This is a genomic window from Clostridioides sp. ES-S-0001-03 (genome assembly GCF_020676075.1).
Taxonomy (GTDB): domain Bacteria; phylum Bacillota; class Clostridia; order Peptostreptococcales; family Peptostreptococcaceae; genus Clostridioides.
This window is the reverse complement of sequence record NZ_JACVWJ010000001.1, coordinates 165,101-186,022: the sequence shown is the minus strand read 5'-3', so window position 1 is coordinate 186,022 and position 20,922 is coordinate 165,101. Positions and strand designations below refer to the sequence as shown.

Here is a 20,922-nt window from a genome sequence, read left to right as displayed (position 1 = left end):
TATATTTAATATATGTTAAATATAAATAAAATTTTTTAATATCCAGCAAATTATAAGTTTATTATGACTAATATTATTTTATATAAATTATATTAGTGATAAAATAAACTTATAGAAATATAACAAATTTTTATTAATTTCATAGGAGGATTTTATGTTAAAAGTTATAATTAGCGGTTATAATGGAACAATGGGAAGAGTGTTAGCAGAATGTGTAAAAAAAGATAGTGAATTAGAGTTAGTTTGTGGTGTAGCTAGGTCTGCTGATGAAAATACTTATCATGGTGATACGAAACTTTTTAAGACAATGACTGATGTAACTGAAAAAGCTGATGTTATAATAGATTTCTCACATCATGAAACTTTAGACCCAATCTTATCATACGCACTAAAAAACAATACCCCTGTAGTATTAGCTACTACTGGATATGATGAGGATGAATTAAATAAAATAGAAAAAGCATCAAAAAATATTCCTATATTATTATCCTCAAATACATCTCTAGGTGTAAATATTTTAATAAAATTAGTTAAAGATGCATCAAAAATGTTAGAAGGCTTTGATATTGAAATCATAGAAAAGCATCATAACAGAAAGGAAGATGCTCCTAGTGGTACTGCTAATATGATAGCCAATGCAATTAAAGAGGTCTTACCTGAAAGTGAAAATAGATATGGAAGATATGGTAGAGATTGTAAAAGGAAATCAAATGAAATTGGAATACACTCTATAAGAGGTGGTAATATAATCAGTGACCATGATGTTATATTTGCAGGTGATAATGAAGTTCTTACATTAAGTCACCATTCTCAATCTGATGAAGTCTTTGCAGATGGTTCTATAGTTGCAGCTAAATTTTTAGTTGGTAGAAAGTCTGGGCTTTATAAAATGTCAGATATATTAGGATAATTTTTTTATACATAATAAATCTCAATCTATTTATAAATAGATTGAGATTTTTTAATATACTTTCTAAAAAATTATAACCTCTACATCATTTTCTTTCTTGTTAACAGCACTTTTCAGTTAATATTTTACCTACTGTTATACATTACTATATTTGCTATTTTATATTTTTTCCCCTATGGCAAATTATTGTATTCTATATACTGAGACAAATCCAGCCGCTGAAGTCCCTGATGTAGTTGAATTAAAAGTAAAGCTTAAAGTAACAGCTGCTGCTCTGGCATCGACTAAGAAATCTAACCCTACACTTACATCTGATGATGTAAGTGTATTTACTGCTTTTGCAATAAAGTTACTTTGAGCAGTTCCATTAAAGTTAGTAGTGATTGACATATATCCTGCAAGTGAAAGTGTCGCACGCACACCAAAAGATACATTGTATATACCTCCCACTGCAAGATTTATAGTACTACTTGTTGGTAAAGTTATATTAGTTCCATTTATAAATGATGAGTTAAATGTAACTAATGAGTTATTTGTTAAGGTTGTAGAAGACACTACAAACTGTGCATTATTTGACGCCAACACTCCTGTTGCTCCTGTTGCTCCTGTTGGACCTGTTGCTCCATCTGCTCCTGTTGCTCCTGTATTTCCTGTTGCCCCTGTTGCTCCATTTGCCCCTGTTGCCCCTGTTGGACCTATTGCCCCTGCTGCTCCTGTTGGACCTGTTGCTCCTATTGCCCCTGTTGGACCTACTGCTCCATTTTCTCCTGTTGCTCCTGTTGGACCTGTTGCTCCAGCTACTCCATCTGCTCCTGTTGGGCCTGTTGCTCCCACTGCTCCTGTTGCTCCTGTTTCTCCTGTTGCTCCTGTCGCTCCTGTTGGACCTACTGCTCCATCTGCTCCTGTTGCTCCTGTATTTCCTGTTGGACCTACCTCTCCATCTGCTCCTGTTGGACCTGTTGCTCCTACTGCTCCTGTTGGGCCTACTGCTCCATCTGCTCCTGTCGCTCCTGTATTTCCTGTTGGACCTACCTCTCCATCTGCTCCTGTTGGACCTGTTGCTCCTGTTGGGCCTGCTGCTCCATCTGCTCCTGTTGGGCCTGTTGCCCCATCTACTCCTGTTGGACCTATTGCTCCATCTGGACCTGTTGCTCCTACTGCTCCTGTTGGACCTACCTCTCCATCTGCTCCTGTTGGACCTGTTGCCCCTATTGCCCCTGTTGCTCCTGTTACTCCATCTGCTCCTGTTGCTCCTGTATTTCCTGTTGAGCCTGTTGCTCCTGTTGCTCCTTCTGGACCTGTTGCTCCTGTTACTCCATTTGCTCCTGTTGCTCCTGTGTTTCCTGTTGGGCCTGTTATTCCATTTGCCCCTGTTGCTCCTGTTGCTCCTGTATTTCCTGTTGGGCCTGTTATTCCATTTGCTCCTGTTGCCCCTGTTGCTCCCTTAGGACCTGTCGGACCTGTTGGTCCTGTTGGTCCCGTTGGCCCTACATCTTGATATAAACTTGGACCTAAATTGTCTTTGTAATCATCCATATAATAAATCCTCTCTATTTTAAAATTAGAGCAATATTATACAAGTATCTAACATTGCTCTATATAATTATATGAACAGACAATTTATTATGTGATAATACATCTATTTACTTATATCAACATCTATACTTTGATTTTTAAATTCTATTATATTATTAATTTCTTTACTCCAATCTTCTATTATTGGCGTTATTTTTAGGTTTTTAACATCTTTCTTAATTTCATACTCTAAAGAAGATTCAATATAATTACCCTTAGAGTAACTTAAGTCATAACCTCCTGCTCCACTAAGTAATTCTAAATCTTTTCCTCTTCCATCTTTAAGTGCAAACTCAAGTATCTTTGGTGTATCATCACCTTTATTGAAATTATATTTGTTAGTTTTAAATCCATAAATCACTCTGATTTTCGTAGGAGAGACTCTTACTTCTTTTAAGACTAAATCCACATCAATATTTTTATTTTTTAATTTTACATTTTTATCTACATTATAAACTCTTGTATCTTTGACTATATTTGAACCATTTATACTTGTATTAAATGTCCAATTCCCGCTAAGATAGCCATTTAGGTGTTCACCCTCTACTCCTCCCATATTTCCTATCTCTATCTCTTTTGATGTTTTTATATCTTTATTTAATTCATACTCAACTTTATTTATACTTATATTTATATCATAGTCTTTATTTAAATCCACATTTTTTAGTAAATCAAAATTTTCAATATCGCCTTTTCCATCTCCATCTTTATCCAGATTATCAAGCTTACAAGTCATAACCATATTAGTAGTACCATCTTTATTTTTTTCTGATGTGGAAGGACCTGTTATTGAAACAAAATTCATATCTCCAACCTTTATTTTGATATCATCAATTCCTAAAAATCCTTCTTGTTTCTTTAATCCCAAAGCATCTTTATCAAGTTTGCTATCATCAACACTTATATTTAAAAATAATTCTCCATCGCCAAGCATAATCTCATTTAACTTTATATCTATTCCTTTATCTGTAGCAATATCATCTACAATATTTTTATAAGGTTTAAGTTCTTCAGTATCCTTATTAAAGAAATATTCTATCTGCTTTCCAAGATGTTGCATATATGCTAATGTAGTTTCATTAGTAAATGCAGTTGAACCTAAAATAACCACTGATAATCCTCCTACTAAAGCATATCTCTTAAAATTATTCTTTTTACTATATTGAACCTTAGATTTCATTCTCTTCTTCATTTCATCTTTTTCTTTATTACTTAATACAACATCATCGTATTTTTCTATATCTATATTTGTTTCATTAAATAAATCAAATTTATCTTTCATAAAAATTCTCCTTTTATTCTATATTTTCTATATTTAAATTCTTAATTATCTTATCTCTAAACTTTCTTTTTATTTAAATGCAGCCTCAACTTCTTTCTTCCTCTTGATAATCTATTATGTAAGTTTTCAACGCTGGTTTCATTTTGTATAGCTATATCCTTTAGTGATATATCTTCTAAATAATATCTTCTAAAAATTTCTGCATCTTTATCATTTAATGTGCCTATAAGGTCATTTATTTCCTCTTCAATTTCTCTCATACTCAACTCTTTATCTATATATGGTATTTCTTCATGTTCTATATTTAAATAAGTGTTACTACTTATATACTTTTTCCTATAATTAATCGCTCTGTATTTAGAAATAGAACCTATCCAGTTTTTAAAAGAGTTTTTTTCATTATCAAATTTTTCTATGTTATTCCAAATTGCCAAAAGCACATCATCAATACATTCTTCCTCATAAATTTTAGCATTCATAAGAGTCCTTCTAACTATAGATGCTATAAAATTCCCATACTCATCTATAAGCATTTCCATACCCTTTTCTTTTTTCTTTATTATATTTTTAATTATCAATTTATCCTCCAAGTTAACTCCTCCTTTGTAAAAGCTTCTACAACTACTAATACAATTAAAAATCGTATTTCCTATCAAATTTTTAAAATTTTTTATATTTCCAAACACAGAATTAAAACTTGGATAAAACTATCAAAACAATTTTACTATGTTGGACTTATAGCTTGATATAAATAGAAGATAATTCCAAATCAGACCTAAAAATAAAAAGGTACCTCAATATAATTTATCAAAATCATATCGAGATACCTATAAAATTAAATAATTGCTTATCTATCTTCATCAGTTACATTAAATATATAAGGAACATTCCTATAGTAATCCCCAAAATCAAATCCATATCCTACTACGAATTTGTCTTCTATCTCAAACCCACAATAATCTGGTACTAAATCAACCTTTCTTCTGCTTGGCTTGTCTAAAAGTACACAACATTTTAAACTAGCAGGATTTTTAGCTTTTAGATGCTTTAAAACAAAATCCATAGTTAAGGCAGAGTCAGTAATATCGTCTACAACCAATACATCATATCCTTTTATATCAGTAGTTACATCTGAAACAACCTTAACTGTTCCAGTGCTTTCTTCACTGTTTCCATAACTAGAAGTAGTCATAAAGTTGACTCTAAGAGGTAAGTTTATATTTCTAACTAAATCTGCACAAAATATAAAACTTCCTTTTAATAGAGACACAATCATAAGATTTTTATCTTTGTAGTCCTTCTCTATAATTGCTCCTAATTCTTTTAATTTATCATTAATTTTTTCTTCTGAATACAATACTTCCCATTTTTTTGTTTCTATATCCATAAAAAGACCTCCAATTGTAATAATCCTTCTTAATTTTATAAGAGATTGCTCACTTTTTCAATACTCTTATTCAATATTAGCCAATATTATTGAGTTTTTAAGTATATTCAACAATTATTAACAAGATATTATCTATTTTAAGTAAATCATATATCTCTACTAAATCATATACTATATATTTTAGACAAAAAAGAAAAAACTTGCACTAGCAAGTTTTTCCCATTTATACATAATCATAATTTATTAGAGGGTACTAATTAAATTTATTTATATCAGCTTTACTATATATTGCAATATAAGAAATATTGTAATATATTAATCAACTTTATTCATGTCATTCATTACATTTAATATTATCTCATCTGTTATAGACATACCTTTATCACTTACTCTTCCTAAGTTTTGTATACTTTGCTCAACACTTGAACCAACTATACCATTTAATGGTGGTACAAAACAGTCTTGCTTAGCTATTATAGCACTTTGTATTGCAGCAGATGCAGCAGATGATAATTTTAATGCACAACCAGCTTTTGCTCCGTCGCATATCATTCCACTTAAGTCAGCTATCATATTTTCTATTGCACCTTCTATTTGTTTTTCGCTTCCATCCATAAGCCAAGATATACCAGCAGTTGCTCCAGTAGATGCTGCAACTCCACAGCCACATACAGCAGATAATCTACCTGTATAATTCTTAATATAACCAGTTACTAAATGAGATATAGCTAAAGCTTTTGCTAGTCTTTCATCAGATTGTGGGAATTTTTTGTTGTAAGCAACAATTGGAAGAATTGCTGTTAATCCGTGATTTCCACTACCATTTGAACTCATAACAGGCATTTTTACTCCTGCCATTCTTGCATCTGAAGCTCCAGCAGTTAACATCATTGCATAGTTTATAACATCATTACCTAAAAGACCTTCTTCCATAGACTTTTTGATTCCGTATCCAACACCAATTCCAGTCTTTTGTTTCAATCCATATTCAGCCATTTCTTCATTCATTTTTACTCCATCTAGTAAAAACTCTATATCTTTAAAATCAATGCCTTCTACATTCTTTATTAATTCTTGTATAGTTACAGTATCCATTAAGCTCTCAACTTTTTCTGCTGAAGCATTTGAAACTGATACTTTTGGTTCATTATCCAATAATACTTCTCCATCTTTTTCTAAAAATGTAAAGTTATCATGTTTAGTTCTTATTCTAACTTTAGCATTATGATTTGCTCCTTTTAATGCAACTTCTATAAAAACTTTCTCTCTTGTATCAGCAGGTGTTATTGATAAAGGAGTATTGTCCATATAATCTTCTGCTATTTTAACTTCTTCCTTTGTTAAAGTTTCTAATACACTTAATCCGTTTTCAGAATGTCCTCCTATTATCCCTAGAGCTGCTGCTATTTTTAATCCTAATCTTTCAGTTCCTGGTATACCTACACACATACCATTTTTATAGATACTAGGGCTAACTAACATGTGATTTTCTACTATTTCTTCTCCTAGTAATTCTTTTGCCTTTGCACATGCTAGAGCTAAAGCTACTGGTTCAGTACATCCTACTGCTGGTTTAACCTCTGCTTTTAACATTTCCACTAATTCTTTTCTTATATCTCTCATTATATATAAACCTCCCAATTAAGTTTAATTTTAGTACTTAAATAATTTTATTAAATAATTTCTTATCTATATTTATAGCAAAATACATGCCACATTTTTTATTTTTTTCAATTTTTTCACTTTGATATTGTATATCCATTGAAATAACTGCTTTTAATTATATTTTTTTTTACTCAGATATAGATTTTATATTTTTTTTACTCGCTAAATAGACGACAATTTCGCAAAAAGACAAAAAAAAATCTCAAAATGAGATTCTATATCATTTTGAGACGATTATTATTTTAATAGTTACTATTTTTTAGATTCTCAGGATTTAAGCATCCACTACTCTTTATAGACTATTGTTATTTGTTTACATTTAAATTTTATATCACTTTTTATTGTATTCTTATATTACTTTATATCACTAAGAAATTATATTGTATTTTTCAATTTTTCTATATAATGTGGCTCTTGATATTCCAAGTGCCTTGGCTGTTAATTCTTTATCTCTTTTATAATCTTTGTATTTATTTAAAGCTTTTATTATCTCAATTTTCTCAAGTTCTTCTAATGGAATTATCTTATCACTTCTAACTTCTAATTCTTCTATTGATGTATTTTTAATCTTCTGAGGAATTACATTCATCGTAATTATTGGAGATGAAGACATATTCACACTGTATTCAATAATATTCTGCAATTCTCTTATATTCCCTGGCCACCTATATTCAATCATAGCATCGACAACCCTAGTATCTATATCGATAACATTTTTATCTAGTTTTTTTGAGTATTCTCTAATCATATGCTTTATTATAAGTGGTATATCATCTTTTCTTTCTCTTAAACTTGGAAGCTTTATTGGTATGACATTTAATCTATAATATAAATCTTCTCTAAAAGTTTCATTCTGAACCATTTTTTCTAAATCTTTATTTGTCGCAGCAATAATTCTTACATCTATAAGAACATTAGATTTACTACCAATCTTGTTGAGCTCTTTTTCTTGTAATACCCTCAACAACTTTGACTGTAAATGCAAGCTCATATCTCCTATTTCATCTAAAAATATACTTCCTTTATGGGCTATTTCAAACATACCAAGTTTTCCACCTTTTTTAGCCCCTGTAAAAGCACCTTCTTCATATCCAAATAATTCACTCTCTAATAAATTATCTGGTATCGCTGCACAGTTTACAGCTATAAAAGGATTATCTACCCTATTACTATGGTTGTGTATAGCTCTTGCAAATAGCTCTTTACCTGTTCCACTTTCACCAGTAATAAGTACTGTTGAAGTAGATTTAGAAGCCATTAAGGCTTCTTTTTTTGAATTTCTTATAGCCATACTCTCTCCAATTATATTTTCCAGTTTTATCTTATAATCTTTATTCATCTTATTGTAGTTTTTTATAGCATCTCTTTTATCTATAAAGTCAATAACATATCCTTTTAGTTCATTTTTTAATACTATTTTATTGATGTTATATATCCCTTTTGAATCATATCCGTATCTCCTATAAAAAAAGCTACATGATTTGTCCTTCTTAAAGTTATTTATAGAAGGTTTCTTTATAAAATCTAGCTCAGTGAATATATCTTTCCCAGTTATATTGTCCTTTAGATTGAAAAGTTCTTTAAACTTTGAATTATATTTATCAATCTTACCATCTACATCAATGGACACAACAGCTTTATCCATATTGTTTAATAAAGTCTCTAATTTTTTCTTTTCTAATTCCAGTTCGTACGTTTTAATTTGAGCTTTTAGTTTATTGGATATCAAGTCTGCCATCTTACATAAAAAGTTTATAAGTCCACTTTTATTATTTTCTATAATCTGTGCTTGTTCTTTCGTAAATGCTATAAGACCTATAACACCATGAGACTCTCCATCACATATAATTGGGCAACATACTTCTGCAAACTCCACACAGACATTATTTTTATAACATTCTCTACATATATCACTGCTCTTTGGGTCATCAATTAGTATTGTAATTTGTTCTGTAAGTGACTTTTTAAAAGCTGTATATTTATCTACTTTTTCACCTATTTTATCTACATATATACCTGTACCCGCAATCCTAAATAAGTCTCTATTTACTATAGTTACATCTATATTGAGTACTGAAACTATAGCTTCAGCTATGTTCTGAATATCAGATTTTATATATTCTAAATCTATCATAGTTATCATTCCTTATTTTTTCTTAACATAAGTATTTGTCTTATTTCCTTAAGGATTAAATATATCTTATTTAAAGTAAATTGAATTGACATTAGGATTACAAAGAGCATAACAATTATTATTAACTCATAATTTATTTCCATATCTACATCTCCTTATAACAAAAGACTAGGCTTAACCTAGTCTTTTATATTATATCCATATTTATATTTTAACTCATTTATCTTCTTTTTCCCACATAAATATATTTTAATTTATTTGACTCTTTAATCATACCATCAAAATTTAATCTTGAAAATATATTAAATACTTCATGTGGATAGTGAATCTTTGCTACAGAACCACAAAATTTATGCTTAAGATAGTTTAGTTTAACTTTTAAATTTTTTAAGTTTAAATCTTCTAATATAACCTCTCCATTACCTTTTAAAACTCTTTGTATTTCAGATGAAGCTTTTTCACAATCTGTAATAACATTAAATTGGTCTACTATTATTATCTTGTTGAACTGATTATCATCAAACGGCAAAAACTCTAACTTACCTTTAACTACATTGCAATTTTCATTATATACTAAAGAATAACATACATCTTCATAGTTACTATTCTCTAGTATAGTCACAGAAGTACCAAGACCTCTTAATCTCTTGCCTAGGTTTCCTATATGGCCAACAAGCAATATTTTATCCCCTACATTATACTCAATTGTATCCAAAAAACATTCTAATTCATCAGATGTATATTTAGCTTTAACTGGCTGTCTATTTATCTGATATAATATGCTTTTCACAATGCTTCACCTCTTCATTTTCTCAATTATAAATTATGTACAGATTACATTATAATAAATGGCGAGCAACTATTCAAGAGATATTTCATTAGTATTTTTTTAAACAATCTTTATTTATTTTTAATATATTATTATAGCAAATTTATTAGTTTTTTTAATGAAAAAACAATATATTTTTAATATTTAATCATTATTATTTTCATCTAATTTTTTTATTTTTGATATAGATACTTCATATGCCATTTTTTTCACTACATTATCCTCATCTATTTTTTTCTCATACTCTCTACTTTGAACTCTACCCCAAAGCTGTATTCTATCACCAACTTTTAAGTTTTTTGCAAACTTTGCATTTCTCCCCCAGACTATTGATGGTATATAATCAGATTTATTATAAGGTCTGTTTATAGCTACCAATAAATCAGTTATTTCCCTGCCTAAAGGAGTTTTCCTATACACAGGCTCTTTACATACATACCCATCTAGAAATATGCTGTTTGGGTCTTTATTTTCCTCTTCTATAGCCTTTATTTCTCTAACAAATACTGTAAGCACTAATCTATTTTTATTATTTAAGGTTTTATTATATGATCTCAATTGACCTACAACATTGACTAAATTTTGTTTACTGATATCAATATCTTGAAGAAGTCTCTCTGACACAGTCATAGGAAGTGTATCAAAGGAATCACTTAGTCTGTTTATCTTTATTTTCACATTATAAAATTTCTCTCCAAATATCTCATGACTAAATTCTAGCTTATTGTCTAACTCCCCTCTTAAGTTTACTACGTTATTCTCATCTTTAACAGCTATCATATTTTATCCCTCCACAATTGTTAATTCTTATATTTCTGGTATCAGCTTATATAATAAATATATTTGTGAGTGATGTATTTTATTACAAATCTTTGATTGCTGTTTAAAACTTTTTATTTATTTATAAATTTCATTTAATCTTTTGATTTAAAGTTTATAAAACTATTATGGATTCATACAATATATTATTTATTTTAATCAAAATTAATTATTAAATTACTTCTTATCTACTTTTAAGTCATATATAACTCAAGGCTAATTTATACACATAAGCAATATCAATATTTTAAATTAATCCGAATGATTCAGATAACTATCAAGTCATTATAAACTCAATTTTCTTCAATTATAAGTTATATCCGACTTATTATACTAATATTTTTGTTAATATACATCAATATATTAACTTTTTTTCTTATATCTAGTATTAAATTTAAATATTTAACTTCAGTTTACACCTTAACTTTAAAAAATATAGCTATATTTATACTTAATTTACTAAACTTATATATATATTGTATAATTGGCACACTAATTGCTTTATATAATTATATCTAATAAATAAAAAACTGCCTTAGAACATTAATATTAACGTTCCAAAGCAGTTTATAATTTTTATTGTTAGCTGTAATATTTAATAAATACTAAGCAGTCTTTTTATTTTTATTTGCAGCCATTATCATTGTAGCAGAAGTGTAAGCTATAACTATTATTACTAATGCTTTTAATATATCCATTGGTAAAGTTTTTACTATATATGCTGCTACGAAAACCCCTATTAAACCACAGATAGCTATTATAACTGATGCTTTTTTAGTATATGCATCTTCTTTTATGAATTTCATACTTGCAACTGGCATTAATAATGCACAAGAACCCATAACTATTGGGAACGCAACTTTTGCAGACATTCCTAAGAAGTAAACCATTGCCATACCTGGAGCATATAGTCCTATACCAGCTGTCATTAAAGCACCTAGTATAAAGTTACCTACTACACCTATTACTAACTTAACACCAGTAAGACCTAATTCATTTCCTCCACCTGGTAATACATTAACCCAAGGATGACCTAATAACATTAATATTGCTGTTAATGCTAGAGTCACACCCATAACCATTTGTATCTTTCTTTCGTCCATTTTAGCTATTATTCCTGCACCTATATATGAACCAACTGCTGCTGCTACAACCATAGATACTAGAGTTACACCATCAACTGGTATGATTGATGTAAATATAAATGCTTCAGTAACAACTGGAATAGTATGTGCTACGTTTAACGTACCAGGCATTTTCTTATCTGGTATGTTTAATTTTAAAGCTTTTGACATTGCTATTGTTGGAGCAAATGAGCCTATTCCTAATGTATCAAAAAAATCTGTTATAAATCCTGTTACAGCAACTTTTGGAGTACTTTGTTCTTCTAGTTTCCCCTCTTTGTTTGCTTTAGCTACGTCTTTACCAAATACAACTGCAAAGATTGCTGCGAATACTACGTATAATGCCTTTAAGATTGCTACCATAATCCATCCTCCTGTTTTTTTATTTTTTTATATATTCTGAATCTTATAGCCTAAAAGCTATAGAATAGTAACCAGCAAGAGGTTACTATTCTATTTTAATTTCCCAATTTATTTGTTTCTATTTAAGAATAAATCCATGTTTAAGTGGATCTTCTTCATCTATTACAAAGTGATTAAATCCAGTTATATAAGCAGAACCACTTATTTTAGGTACTACAGCATTGAAATCTGCAACTTTAGTTTCTTCAACTATTTCACCTTTGAATAAAGTTCCTAATATACTTTCATATACGAATTTTTCTCCTACTTTTAATTCACCTTTAGCATGTAAAGTAGCTAATTTAGCACTTGTTCCAGTTCCACATGGAGATCTGTCAACTTGACCTTGACCAAATATAACTACGTTTTTGTAAGTAGCTTCTGGATGAGTTGGCTCATCATATATTTCAACTAAATCTACAGTTTTTATATGAGCTAAAGTTGGATGTTGTATTTCTATTTTTTCGTTTATTATATCTCTAAGTTTCATAGCTAGTTCAGTTAATTTACCAGCATTTTGAGGTTCTATTTTTAAACCTAATTGACTTGCATGTATTATAGCAAAGAAGCTTCCACCAAATGATATATCAAATTTAACTGTTCCAACACCTGGTAAGTCAACTTCAACACCTTCTTTATATAAGAAAGCTGGTACGTTTAAGAATGATACTTCTTTAGCTTTTCCATCTACAACTGTAACGTCCCCTCTTATTATTCCTGCTGGAGCTTCCATAACTACATGAGTTATAGGCTCTACTGCTGGAACTACACCTGTTTCTATAGCTGCTGTCATAGCTCCTATTGTACCATGGCCACACATGTTAAGGTATCCGCCACCGTCCATGAAGATTATTCCAAAGTCAGCATCTGGGCAACAAGGTTGAGTCATTACAGAACCAAACATATCATTATGTCCTCTTGGCTCTAACATTATAGCAGTTCTTAAATAATCTAGATTTTTTTCTAAATATTCTTTTTTCTCAGGCATAGAATTTCCTTTTATGTTAGGTATTCCACCTACAACTATTCTAGTTGCTTCTCCTGCTGTATGAGAGTCTATAGCTTGTATACTTCTGCTAAATTTCATATCAAATTCCCCCTTAGGTTTATTTTGCGTTTTTACGCATTTTTAGTTTTAGAAAAGCTAATGCTTTTTTTACATCAACTTCATCCAAGTGATTGTCTCCAACTACTTCTGTTTCTATGTAGCCTGTTGTCTTTTTATAATCAATTATGGTAGCTTTATCTAAGTACTGATTGGTAACTACTAGACCATCTGCTCCCATAATAGTAAGACCTACTGTAGGTATGTCTGATTTTACAAACTCTGATATAGCATTTGTAAAATCAATATGCTGGTTTCCTGCCATATCTAAGGTTATAATCACTCCATCAGGTCGCAATGCTTCAACCCATCTTCCAAGCCTGGCTGATAAAAAGGATTTCCATTCATTGTGCTCTGATGTACCAACTACAACTACTCCTAGCAAATCTACGTCAGGATCATTGTCTATTAAATCAAGTAATGGGTCTCTAAAAATCTGAAGTGATGTGTTTTTCATTGATGTAGAAATTCCCACAAAACTCATCCCCTTACTTAAATTTTTTATCCATGCTTTCTCATTTTTAATTTTAAAAATGCCAAAGCTTTTTTAGCATCAATCTCATTTGTGTTGTTTTCTCCAACAACTTCTGTCTCAATACCTTCTTTTGATTTATTCATATCAACTATGGTATCCATATATTGATTGCTTACAACAAACTTAGCTTGAGTACCATTAAATGTTACTCCAACTACAGGTATATCTCTTTTTCCTATTTCTTCAAATGTATTAGCATAGTCAACATGTGAGTTTCCCCAACCATCTGAAGAGACTATAGCTCCATCTACTCTCATAGCTTCCAGCCAAGCAGCTGTTCTCTGTCCTACAAAAGTTTTATTTTCATTTCCATCTGGAGTTCCTACTACTATTACTCCAAGTAAATCTACATCTTTATCACTTTCAACTATATCCAAAAGTGGGTCTCTAAAGTGATGAAGAGATGTTTCTTTTGTTGAAGGTCCTATTCCCATAATATCCACCTCTCTTAAGTCATAGCTCTAAGGGCACCATCTCTATATTCATTAGGAGATATAATCATAGGTACATTTCCCATATCTATAATTGATGTTCCTCCTTCAAAACCACTAGGTTCCTTTGAGAATAACTGATTGTCATACATAGCCCCTTGACCTGCTATTTGTTTTACTATGACAACCTTTTTTGCATTTGGTCGAATTTTGTCAAAATATTCACGAACTTGAGTAGCATTTCTTCCGTCTTCCATTTTCAAAGACGTTCTTATTTCTTGTATAAAATCATCACATGCTTTAAATGCTGCAAGTGGAAGTGTTCTTTCAAAAGGTAAACCTCCCTTAAGAGTTACATCCACATGGATTATATAGTCTTCAACTGATGGAGTCCCATATCTCCCAAACACCATTTGTTCACTCAAAATTCCTTCTGAAGAACCAAATTCATGCATTTGATTTCCATCTTCGTCTGCACCAGTTAGCATTACATATACACCAGTTAAAGTATGTGTAATTCCCTCTCCCAATCTGCCTAAAACTTTGGTTGATATTGGTATAATGTCCATAATAGTATTAATTTCCCTGTCATAGTCTCCAGGTTTTATAATATCTACTTTTATATCTGTTATTAAATCTTCTCTTGCTTTTATTTCATCTATACTTGATAAATCAATTGTAAGTACATCTTTCTTTATAGAAGTTTTTGAACCGAAATTAACTTCATTCATATGAAACGGTTTTATAACAAGTCTTCTCATTATTTTTTCTTCCATAATAGCCACCTTTGTTCTTAAAACCCCTCTCCTAATTATGTAGGAGAAGGGTTTTGTATTTTCAAATATAAATTACATTTTAAACGTGAGCTTTATATTCGTATGGTAATGGAACTATCTTACCAGCAGATGGTATAGCAACTAATTGCTCTAATGTATCTCTTAATATATGTGTTTGCATTTCTATGTTATGTGGTTCACCAGCATTAGCACCCATTGGAACTAATGGAGCAACTGCTCTAGGAGTTCCGTTTTGTCTAACTACTGGAGGAAGAGCTGCGATTATTATTGTAGGTATTCCAGCTTCCTCTATTGCTCTCTGCACGATCACGGCAGTTCTATGGCAAGTACCTCAGCCAGCTGTCATGACTACACCGTCTACTCCCTCTTCTTTAAGTTTAGCAGCGATAGCAGGACCAGTTTCTTCAGTGAAGACATGTTGGTTTCCTCCACCACCCATGAATGCATAGTGCATAGGAGCTACTGCTTTTATAAATCCTTCTGCAGCTAATTCATGTAGTCTATCTATAGGGAACATACAGTTTATATCTTTATTTACATCTCCATTATCGTATCCACCATGTGATACCATCATTTCATCAACTGTAGCTGTGTTAGGTACAGCTCTAAAAGTAGTATCTCCTGCTAGATTGAATCTCTTGTCAGATTTTAAGTGAACACCAGCTGCTGTAGCTAAAGCTATAGTCATATCTTTTAATTCTTTAGTTACAGGAGTCCAAACTGGAGGAGGTGTTATTGGAACAAATATTTCAGATTGAAGTCCTTGTACTGTTGTAAGGCTCATATATTTCCTCTCCCTTCTATTTTCAAACGATTAATTATTATTATTTTTCTTCTTCTTGCTTCTTTTTAGCTTGCATTTCTGCTTGCTTTTCTTTTTCTCTCCTAATATTTTCTACATACTCATGATTAGGTTCTGGACTTAATACCTCAGGATAGCTTAGCATGAATCCAACCTCTTGACCTATCTTAAGTTCGTAGTCAGTTATAAGCATTCTATTAGGTATTTTAAATTGTCCAAGTCTACCTTTTAGGTCTATAGTTACTCCACCACCCATGATTTCGACTATAACACCCTCATAAAAAGTCTCTGATGAGATATATTTTAATCTATCCATTATAATTTTACCTCTCTATACTTATTTTAAACTTGGATCTAAATTTATATTGTTATCTAAATCTTAGTTATTATCTAAATTTTAGTTTTCGTCTTTTTCGTATATTTCTCTTCTCTTCTTACTCATTGGTAAAGATTGCTCATTATCTTCTAATACTATTTTTTCTCCTGTAGCTTTTTCTATAGCCTCTATGTTATTTAACTTAACATTTGGATTCCATTTTCTTTCAGGAGCTTTAACTTCTACACCTGCAATAGCATTTTTAAGCATAGCCATGATTCTTATAGCCTCTTCTGGAGCTAATGTATTGTTTGATAATATTTCATTTTCTATACCTTGCTTAGACTTGTTATTGTCTACCATGTGAGTCATGTATTTATTACCAACAACTAGAGCACCTTGAACTGCTGAATAAGTTACACCAACTACTGGTATACCTCTCATACCTATTTGCTCTATGTGAGATGCGAAATCTATATGGTTGTTTCCGAAACCTTCAGTAGTTACTACAGCTCCATCAACTTCCATAGCTTCAACTAACATACCTAATCTCTTAGATACATAGAATTTCTCAGCATTTACTTGTGGAGAACCAACAAATACAACACCTACTAAATCTATTTCTTCATCTTGCATAGCTCTTATTACTAATGGCTCTCTCCAGTAATGTCTTGACATTTCTTTTGATGCAGGTCCTATACAAGTTAATGCATGGATACCACCATCTAATACTTCAAGTGGAGATAATACAACTGGCATGTTTCCTAAGTCAACGTTTGGTTGAGCTCCTAATGTACCAACTGGTTCAACTGGTAATATTAAGTTATCATGCATTGCACCTTGTCCCATTATTTCTTTTATAACAACAACTTTCTTTTTACCTTCTCTTCTATATTGCTCGATTACTTCTTCATCTACTACTAAAGAGTTGTCAACTTTCTTTAAAGCTTCTCTTATCTCTTGAGTTATATAATCAAAAGCACGGTGAGCAGCTAAAGGTCCTGGTCTTTCCATGTTAGTTCCAGCTTTTATTGTTACTTGACCTTTGATGAATATTTCACCTTTGTCAGCAGCACCTGGTCTACCCCACATTATAGTAGTGTTTAATTCACCTTCTGAAGAACCGAATTCACCTATTTGAACTCCATCTTCATCTGTACCAGTTAATACCATTATAGCTCCATCTATAACTCTTGTTATACCTGAACCTAATTCGCCTTCTTCTTTAGTAGCGATTGGTTGTATATCTAATACAGCCTCACTGTAAGTTTCATACTTATCAGGAGTTATTATTTCTAATTTAACATCAACAACTAATTCTTGAGTGTCATTAGCTTCCTTACATATTTCTGCTGCATTTCTGATGTATAAAGTAGTTCCTTCTATTTTAGTTTCATCAGCAAATTCAACTTTGTCTATTTTAAAGTGTTTTTTAGTTAAGCTTCTTAATAATTTCTTTTCTTCAGCTTTTGGAGCTACTTCTGCTACTGCACCTGCTACTGGAGCAGCAACGTTTGCTACTGGAGCAACAACTCCCGCTTGACCAGCTACTGATAAAGGTATTTCTAAGCTTATATCTTTACCTTCACCTATGTGTATTTTAACTGTTTCACCTAAAACTCCTGTGCTTACTGGCACTACTGCTTCTAAAGCTGCTGGAGCTTCTTCTACTACTGCTTCTTCTACTACTTCTTTAGCTTCTCCTGCTTTGTATCCTTCTACATTTTCTGTAGTCATTGGAGATAGAGCATCTAAAGTTTCTTTTAACTTAGCTCCTAGTACTTGACCTATAGTTAATCCATTTTCTGGTATTGTTAATAATCCAGAATCCTCTAAGTCTGCAAATATTGCTGGATCTTCTAAGTTTTCTGGTGCTATTATTGTTCCCGCTTCAAATCTACAACAACATACTGCTGGGTCATTTGCATGGGCTTGAGCTGTTTCTAAAGTTATTGACATAGTATAAAATACCTCCTTACATTATTTTCTTATTTATTATTTTAAATCTCGATTCCTCAACAGGTAACCCCTTAACTGAGGAATCAAGTAAATTAAAACCGGCTTTAATAGTTATATTTCAACTATTATTTTTGTGGTACTACTCCCATTTGAGCAGCTATTTTCAAAGGTATTTCTAAGTTTATATCTTTACCTTCTTTTATGTGTATTTTTATTACTTGACCTGTTGTAGCTTGAACTGTAGCACCTTGAGCTGGCGTTACTTGAACTACTGGAGCTTCTACTTCTTTAGCAGATTCTTCAGCATCTGTTTTTGCTACTTTATATCCTTCTACATTATCTGTAGTCATTGGAGATAATGCATCTAAAGTTTTTGTTAATTTAGCTCCTAATACTTGACCAACTGTTAAATGATTTTCTGGAATAACTAATAATCCTGAATCTTCTAAATCTCCAAATATTGCTGGGTCTTCTAAGTTTTCTGGTGCTATTATTGTTCCTTCTTCAAATCTACAGCAGCATACTGCTGGATCATTTGCATGGGCTTGAGCTGTTTCTAAAGTTATTGACATAATAAAATGCCTCCTTCATTTGATTTTTAATTTATATTGATGCCCTAACACTCTTAATAATTAACATATTTACTGTTCCCTACTAACAGCCCTAAGTGTTAAAACTTTTCAACTTACATAAATCGTCATAATTAATACTATTTTTTTCTCATTTGAAGTCACTTTATATATAAGCAATTCCTATGCCAACTTATTAACAAAAAGATATTTTCTATAATACAACCTTCCTCTATCGCTATTTTTAGCCAAATATTATATAACTATTTATTTACAACACCCTGTTTTTTATGTTTGGAAACATTTTCTCAAAACAAAAAAAGTGTCAATTAATCAACACTTTTTTATTTTTTTTAACACAGTCACATATATCATACTACTCCAAACATTGATTTTGCTTGGTTTCAAATTAAAGATTATTATTTTGTCAAAATTTAGTCATGTGTCATATTTTAGACACATCTATTTTATACTGATCTATCTTATAATATAACGTAGTTCTTGGTATGTTTAATATTTTAGCAGCTTTAGCTTTATTTCCATTAGACATTTTAAGTGCCTTTGTTATATTTTTTACTTCAATCTTTTGAGTAGCTTTCGTCAAATCTAGAGGATATTCTTCTTCCTCTGTATTGTTATTTCTAGAATCCATCATATAGCTTGGTACATCATCTACTTCTATTCTAGGATTTTGGGATAGGACAACAATATTTTCAATTGTGTTTTTTAATTCCCTTATATTCCCTTTCCATCTATAATTTTGAAATATATCAATTACATCTTTACTTATTGTAAGAACAGGCTTATTGTTTTGTTTGCATATTTCTTCCAAGAAACTATGCACTAATAATCCTATATCTTCTTTTCTCTCTCTAAGAGGTGGTATTTTTATTTCTACAACATTTAATCTATAATATAAATCTTCTCTAAATTTTTCTGCTTTTACCATTTTTTCTAAATCTTTATTAGTAGCTGATATTATTCTAGGATTTATTTTTATTGTAGTATCTCCACCAACTCGTCTTATTTCTTTTTCTTGCAATACTCTAAGCAATTTAGCTTGCATACTAAGAGGTAAATCTGCGATTTCATCCAAAAATACTGTTCCATCCTTCGCAAGTTCAAATATACCTATTCTACCTTTTTTACTTGCTCCAGTGAATGCACCTGATTCATAACCAAAAAATTCGCTCTCAAATAATTCATTTGGTATAGCACTACAGTTAACAGGTATAAATTGACCTTTTCTCTCACTATAATCATGAATAGCTCTAGCAAATACTTCTTTACCTGTACCACTTTCGCCCCAAATGAATATACTACTGTTGGTTCTAGCTACTTGTTTTGCAATCGCTTTCGATTTTTCCAATTTATAACTTTTACCTAAAATCTTGTCAAAGCTACCTTTAGATAAATTTTTTACTTCATCTTTTAAATATTTTAATGTATCATTTACTTTTTCAAGTTCAAGAGCTAATATCTTAGCTTCTGTAACGTCTACTTCAGTACATACAACACCAATGAATTCTTCTTTATAAAATATAGGATTTGCATGAACTAATGCATACATGTTTTCTTTTTTGTCAGTAAAATATAAATCACTCATACCGACTTTACTATTTAGTACTTTTTCTGAAATAGTATTTTCCAAAAACTCGTTCATCGGTCGACCCACTATGTCTTCAGACTTTATATCATACCTTTCTTCCATAAAATTATTCCATAAAATTACAACACCTTCATTATTTATAGCACAAATTCCTTCTTTAATCTGACCTATAATGTATTTTAAAGTTAATCCATAATCTTCTAAATGCATGTATAAATAATCTCTAATATGCTCTTGTTTCAAGACACCAATGATTTTATTATCTCTAAGCACAGGAAGAATACCTATATTTTTTAATATCATTATATCTCTACACTCATCTAAGGTTAAGCCTTCACTGACATATATAACATCTTTTTTCATTATAAGTTTTACTGGTTGGCCTTCATATTTTTTATGCATCTCATAAAGATTATGTATATCAGTCATAGATATAATTCCTTTTAATTCACTAGATGAATCTATTACCATTAGAGTTTTTGTATTACTTCTTATCATTTCTTTTATTGCACTTTCTATTTTTGTGTCTTCGTCTATAGTTGTAAATTTTGTATCCATTACTTCTTCTACTTTTTTTACTTCTGGTATCGAAAACATAAAGTCCCCCCTTTATAGTAGTACCTCATCAAAACTTATTTATATATATTTATTCTAGCATATTATAATAATAAT

Annotated in this window: 17 protein-coding genes and 2 pseudogenes; 1 reads left to right on the top strand and 18 read right to left on the bottom strand. The window is 30.7% G+C overall.

Annotation, left to right across the window (positions count from 1 at the left end; translation table 11 throughout):
* Nucleotides 1-154: 154 nt before the first annotated feature.
* Nucleotides 155-910, top strand: a complete 756-nt coding sequence (gene dapB / locus IC174_RS00810; protein WP_227481877.1) for a 4-hydroxy-tetrahydrodipicolinate reductase — start codon at nt 155-157, stop codon at nt 908-910.
* A gap of 183 nt (nt 911-1,093) precedes the next feature.
* Here dapB and IC174_RS00805 read toward each other — a convergent pair.
* The 18 genes and pseudogenes from IC174_RS00805 to prdR form a co-directional block, all read right to left on the bottom strand.
* A pseudogene (locus tag IC174_RS00805) lies at nt 1,094-2,398 on the bottom strand (exosporium protein); the annotation flags it as partial.
* 151 nt (nt 2,399-2,549) lie between these two features.
* A complete protein-coding gene (locus IC174_RS00800; RefSeq protein WP_227481875.1) occupies nt 2,550-3,767 on the bottom strand; it encodes a DUF4179 domain-containing protein in 1,218 nt (405 codons plus the stop codon).
* Nucleotides 3,768-3,823: 56 nt separating this feature from the next.
* On the bottom strand, nt 3,824-4,357 hold the full coding sequence (locus IC174_RS00795) for a sigma-70 family RNA polymerase sigma factor (protein WP_227481874.1): 534 nt from the start codon (nt 4,355-4,357) through the stop codon (nt 3,824-3,826).
* 257 nt (nt 4,358-4,614) lie between these two features.
* Complete coding sequence (hpt, locus tag IC174_RS00790; protein WP_227433716.1) at nt 4,615-5,154, bottom strand: hypoxanthine phosphoribosyltransferase; 540 nt, start codon at nt 5,152-5,154, stop codon at nt 4,615-4,617.
* Nucleotides 5,155-5,469: 315 nt separating this feature from the next.
* The gene (locus IC174_RS00785) at nt 5,470-6,777 is read right to left on the bottom strand and encodes a serine dehydratase subunit alpha family protein (protein ID WP_227433715.1); all 1,308 of its coding nucleotides are present in this window, start codon (nt 6,775-6,777) and stop codon (nt 5,470-5,472) included.
* Nucleotides 6,778-7,186: 409 nt separating this feature from the next.
* A complete protein-coding gene (locus tag IC174_RS00780; protein WP_227433714.1) occupies nt 7,187-8,962 on the bottom strand; it encodes a sigma-54 interaction domain-containing protein in 1,776 nt (591 codons plus the stop codon).
* Nucleotides 8,963-9,173: 211 nt separating this feature from the next.
* On the bottom strand, nt 9,174-9,743 hold the full coding sequence (locus IC174_RS00775; protein WP_227433713.1) for a class I SAM-dependent methyltransferase: 570 nt from the start codon (nt 9,741-9,743) through the stop codon (nt 9,174-9,176).
* A 183-nt stretch (nt 9,744-9,926) separates the two neighbouring features.
* Complete coding sequence (locus IC174_RS00770) at nt 9,927-10,562, bottom strand: single-stranded DNA-binding protein (protein ID WP_227481873.1); 636 nt, start codon at nt 10,560-10,562, stop codon at nt 9,927-9,929.
* A 644-nt stretch (nt 10,563-11,206) separates the two neighbouring features.
* On the bottom strand, nt 11,207-12,088 hold the full coding sequence (locus IC174_RS00765) for a TSUP family transporter (RefSeq protein ID WP_227433711.1): 882 nt from the start codon (nt 12,086-12,088) through the stop codon (nt 11,207-11,209).
* A gap of 118 nt (nt 12,089-12,206) precedes the next feature.
* Complete coding sequence (locus tag IC174_RS00760; protein WP_021386243.1) at nt 12,207-13,214, bottom strand: proline racemase; 1,008 nt, start codon at nt 13,212-13,214, stop codon at nt 12,207-12,209.
* Between the two features lie 19 nt (nt 13,215-13,233).
* Nucleotides 13,234-13,707: a glycine/sarcosine/betaine reductase component B subunit gene (locus IC174_RS00755; RefSeq protein ID WP_255606343.1), complete on the bottom strand. Its 474-nt coding sequence runs from the start codon at nt 13,705-13,707 to the stop codon at nt 13,234-13,236.
* A gap of 26 nt (nt 13,708-13,733) precedes the next feature.
* Complete coding sequence (locus tag IC174_RS20990; protein WP_003422094.1) at nt 13,734-14,201, bottom strand: glycine/sarcosine/betaine reductase component B subunit; 468 nt, start codon at nt 14,199-14,201, stop codon at nt 13,734-13,736.
* A gap of 14 nt (nt 14,202-14,215) precedes the next feature.
* A complete protein-coding gene (gene prdD, locus IC174_RS20985) occupies nt 14,216-14,974 on the bottom strand; it encodes a proline reductase cluster protein PrdD (protein WP_255287823.1) in 759 nt (252 codons plus the stop codon).
* Nucleotides 14,975-15,053: 79 nt separating this feature from the next.
* A complete protein-coding gene (prdB, locus tag IC174_RS00745) occupies nt 15,054-15,779 on the bottom strand; it encodes a D-proline reductase (dithiol) protein PrdB (RefSeq protein WP_079739805.1) in 726 nt (241 codons plus the stop codon).
* Nucleotides 15,780-15,819: 40 nt separating this feature from the next.
* Nucleotides 15,820-16,113, bottom strand: a complete 294-nt coding sequence (locus IC174_RS00740) for a CBO2463/CBO2479 domain-containing protein (protein WP_227433709.1) — start codon at nt 16,111-16,113, stop codon at nt 15,820-15,822.
* A gap of 81 nt (nt 16,114-16,194) precedes the next feature.
* Nucleotides 16,195-18,072: a D-proline reductase (dithiol) proprotein PrdA gene (gene prdA / locus IC174_RS00735; protein WP_227481872.1), complete on the bottom strand. Its 1,878-nt coding sequence runs from the start codon at nt 18,070-18,072 to the stop codon at nt 16,195-16,197.
* 310 nt (nt 18,073-18,382) lie between these two features.
* Nucleotides 18,383-18,644: pseudogene (locus IC174_RS21300) on the bottom strand (D-proline reductase (dithiol) proprotein PrdA); the annotation flags it as partial.
* Nucleotides 18,645-19,086: 442 nt separating this feature from the next.
* Nucleotides 19,087-20,847 carry a sigma-54 dependent transcriptional regulator PrdR gene (gene prdR / locus IC174_RS00725; RefSeq protein WP_227433706.1) on the bottom strand — a complete coding sequence of 587 codons (1,761 nt, stop codon included), beginning with the start codon at nt 20,845-20,847 and terminating at the stop codon, nt 19,087-19,089.
* Between the last annotated feature and the right edge of the window lie 75 nt (nt 20,848-20,922).

What these genes read in the sequence shown, in the direction of transcription:
- dapB (WP_227481877.1), top strand. Translation starts at nt 155, where the DNA reads ATGTTAAAAGTTATAATTAGCGGTTATAATGGAACAATGGGAAGAGTG.
- IC174_RS00800 (WP_227481875.1), bottom strand. Translation starts at nt 3,767, where the DNA reads ATGAAAGATAAATTTGATTTATTTAATGAAACAAATATAGATATAGAA.
- hpt (WP_227433716.1), bottom strand. Translation starts at nt 5,154, where the DNA reads ATGGATATAGAAACAAAAAAATGGGAAGTATTGTATTCAGAAGAAAAA.
- IC174_RS00785 (WP_227433715.1), bottom strand. Translation starts at nt 6,777, where the DNA reads ATGAGAGATATAAGAAAAGAATTAGTGGAAATGTTAAAAGCAGAGGTT.
- IC174_RS00780 (WP_227433714.1), bottom strand. Translation starts at nt 8,962, where the DNA reads ATGATAACTATGATAGATTTAGAATATATAAAATCTGATATTCAGAAC.
- IC174_RS00770 (WP_227481873.1), bottom strand. Translation starts at nt 10,562, where the DNA reads ATGATAGCTGTTAAAGATGAGAATAACGTAGTAAACTTAAGAGGGGAG.
- IC174_RS00765 (WP_227433711.1), bottom strand. Translation starts at nt 12,088, where the DNA reads ATGGTAGCAATCTTAAAGGCATTATACGTAGTATTCGCAGCAATCTTT.
- IC174_RS00760 (WP_021386243.1), bottom strand. Translation starts at nt 13,214, where the DNA reads ATGAAATTTAGCAGAAGTATACAAGCTATAGACTCTCATACAGCAGGA.
- IC174_RS20990 (WP_003422094.1), bottom strand. Translation starts at nt 14,201, where the DNA reads ATGGGAATAGGACCTTCAACAAAAGAAACATCTCTTCATCACTTTAGA.
- prdD (WP_255287823.1), bottom strand. Translation starts at nt 14,974, where the DNA reads ATGGAAGAAAAAATAATGAGAAGACTTGTTATAAAACCGTTTCATATG.
- IC174_RS00740 (WP_227433709.1), bottom strand. Translation starts at nt 16,113, where the DNA reads ATGGATAGATTAAAATATATCTCATCAGAGACTTTTTATGAGGGTGTT.
- prdA (WP_227481872.1), bottom strand. Translation starts at nt 18,072, where the DNA reads ATGTCAATAACTTTAGAAACAGCTCAAGCCCATGCAAATGACCCAGCA.
- prdR (WP_227433706.1), bottom strand. Translation starts at nt 20,847, where the DNA reads ATGTTTTCGATACCAGAAGTAAAAAAAGTAGAAGAAGTAATGGATACA.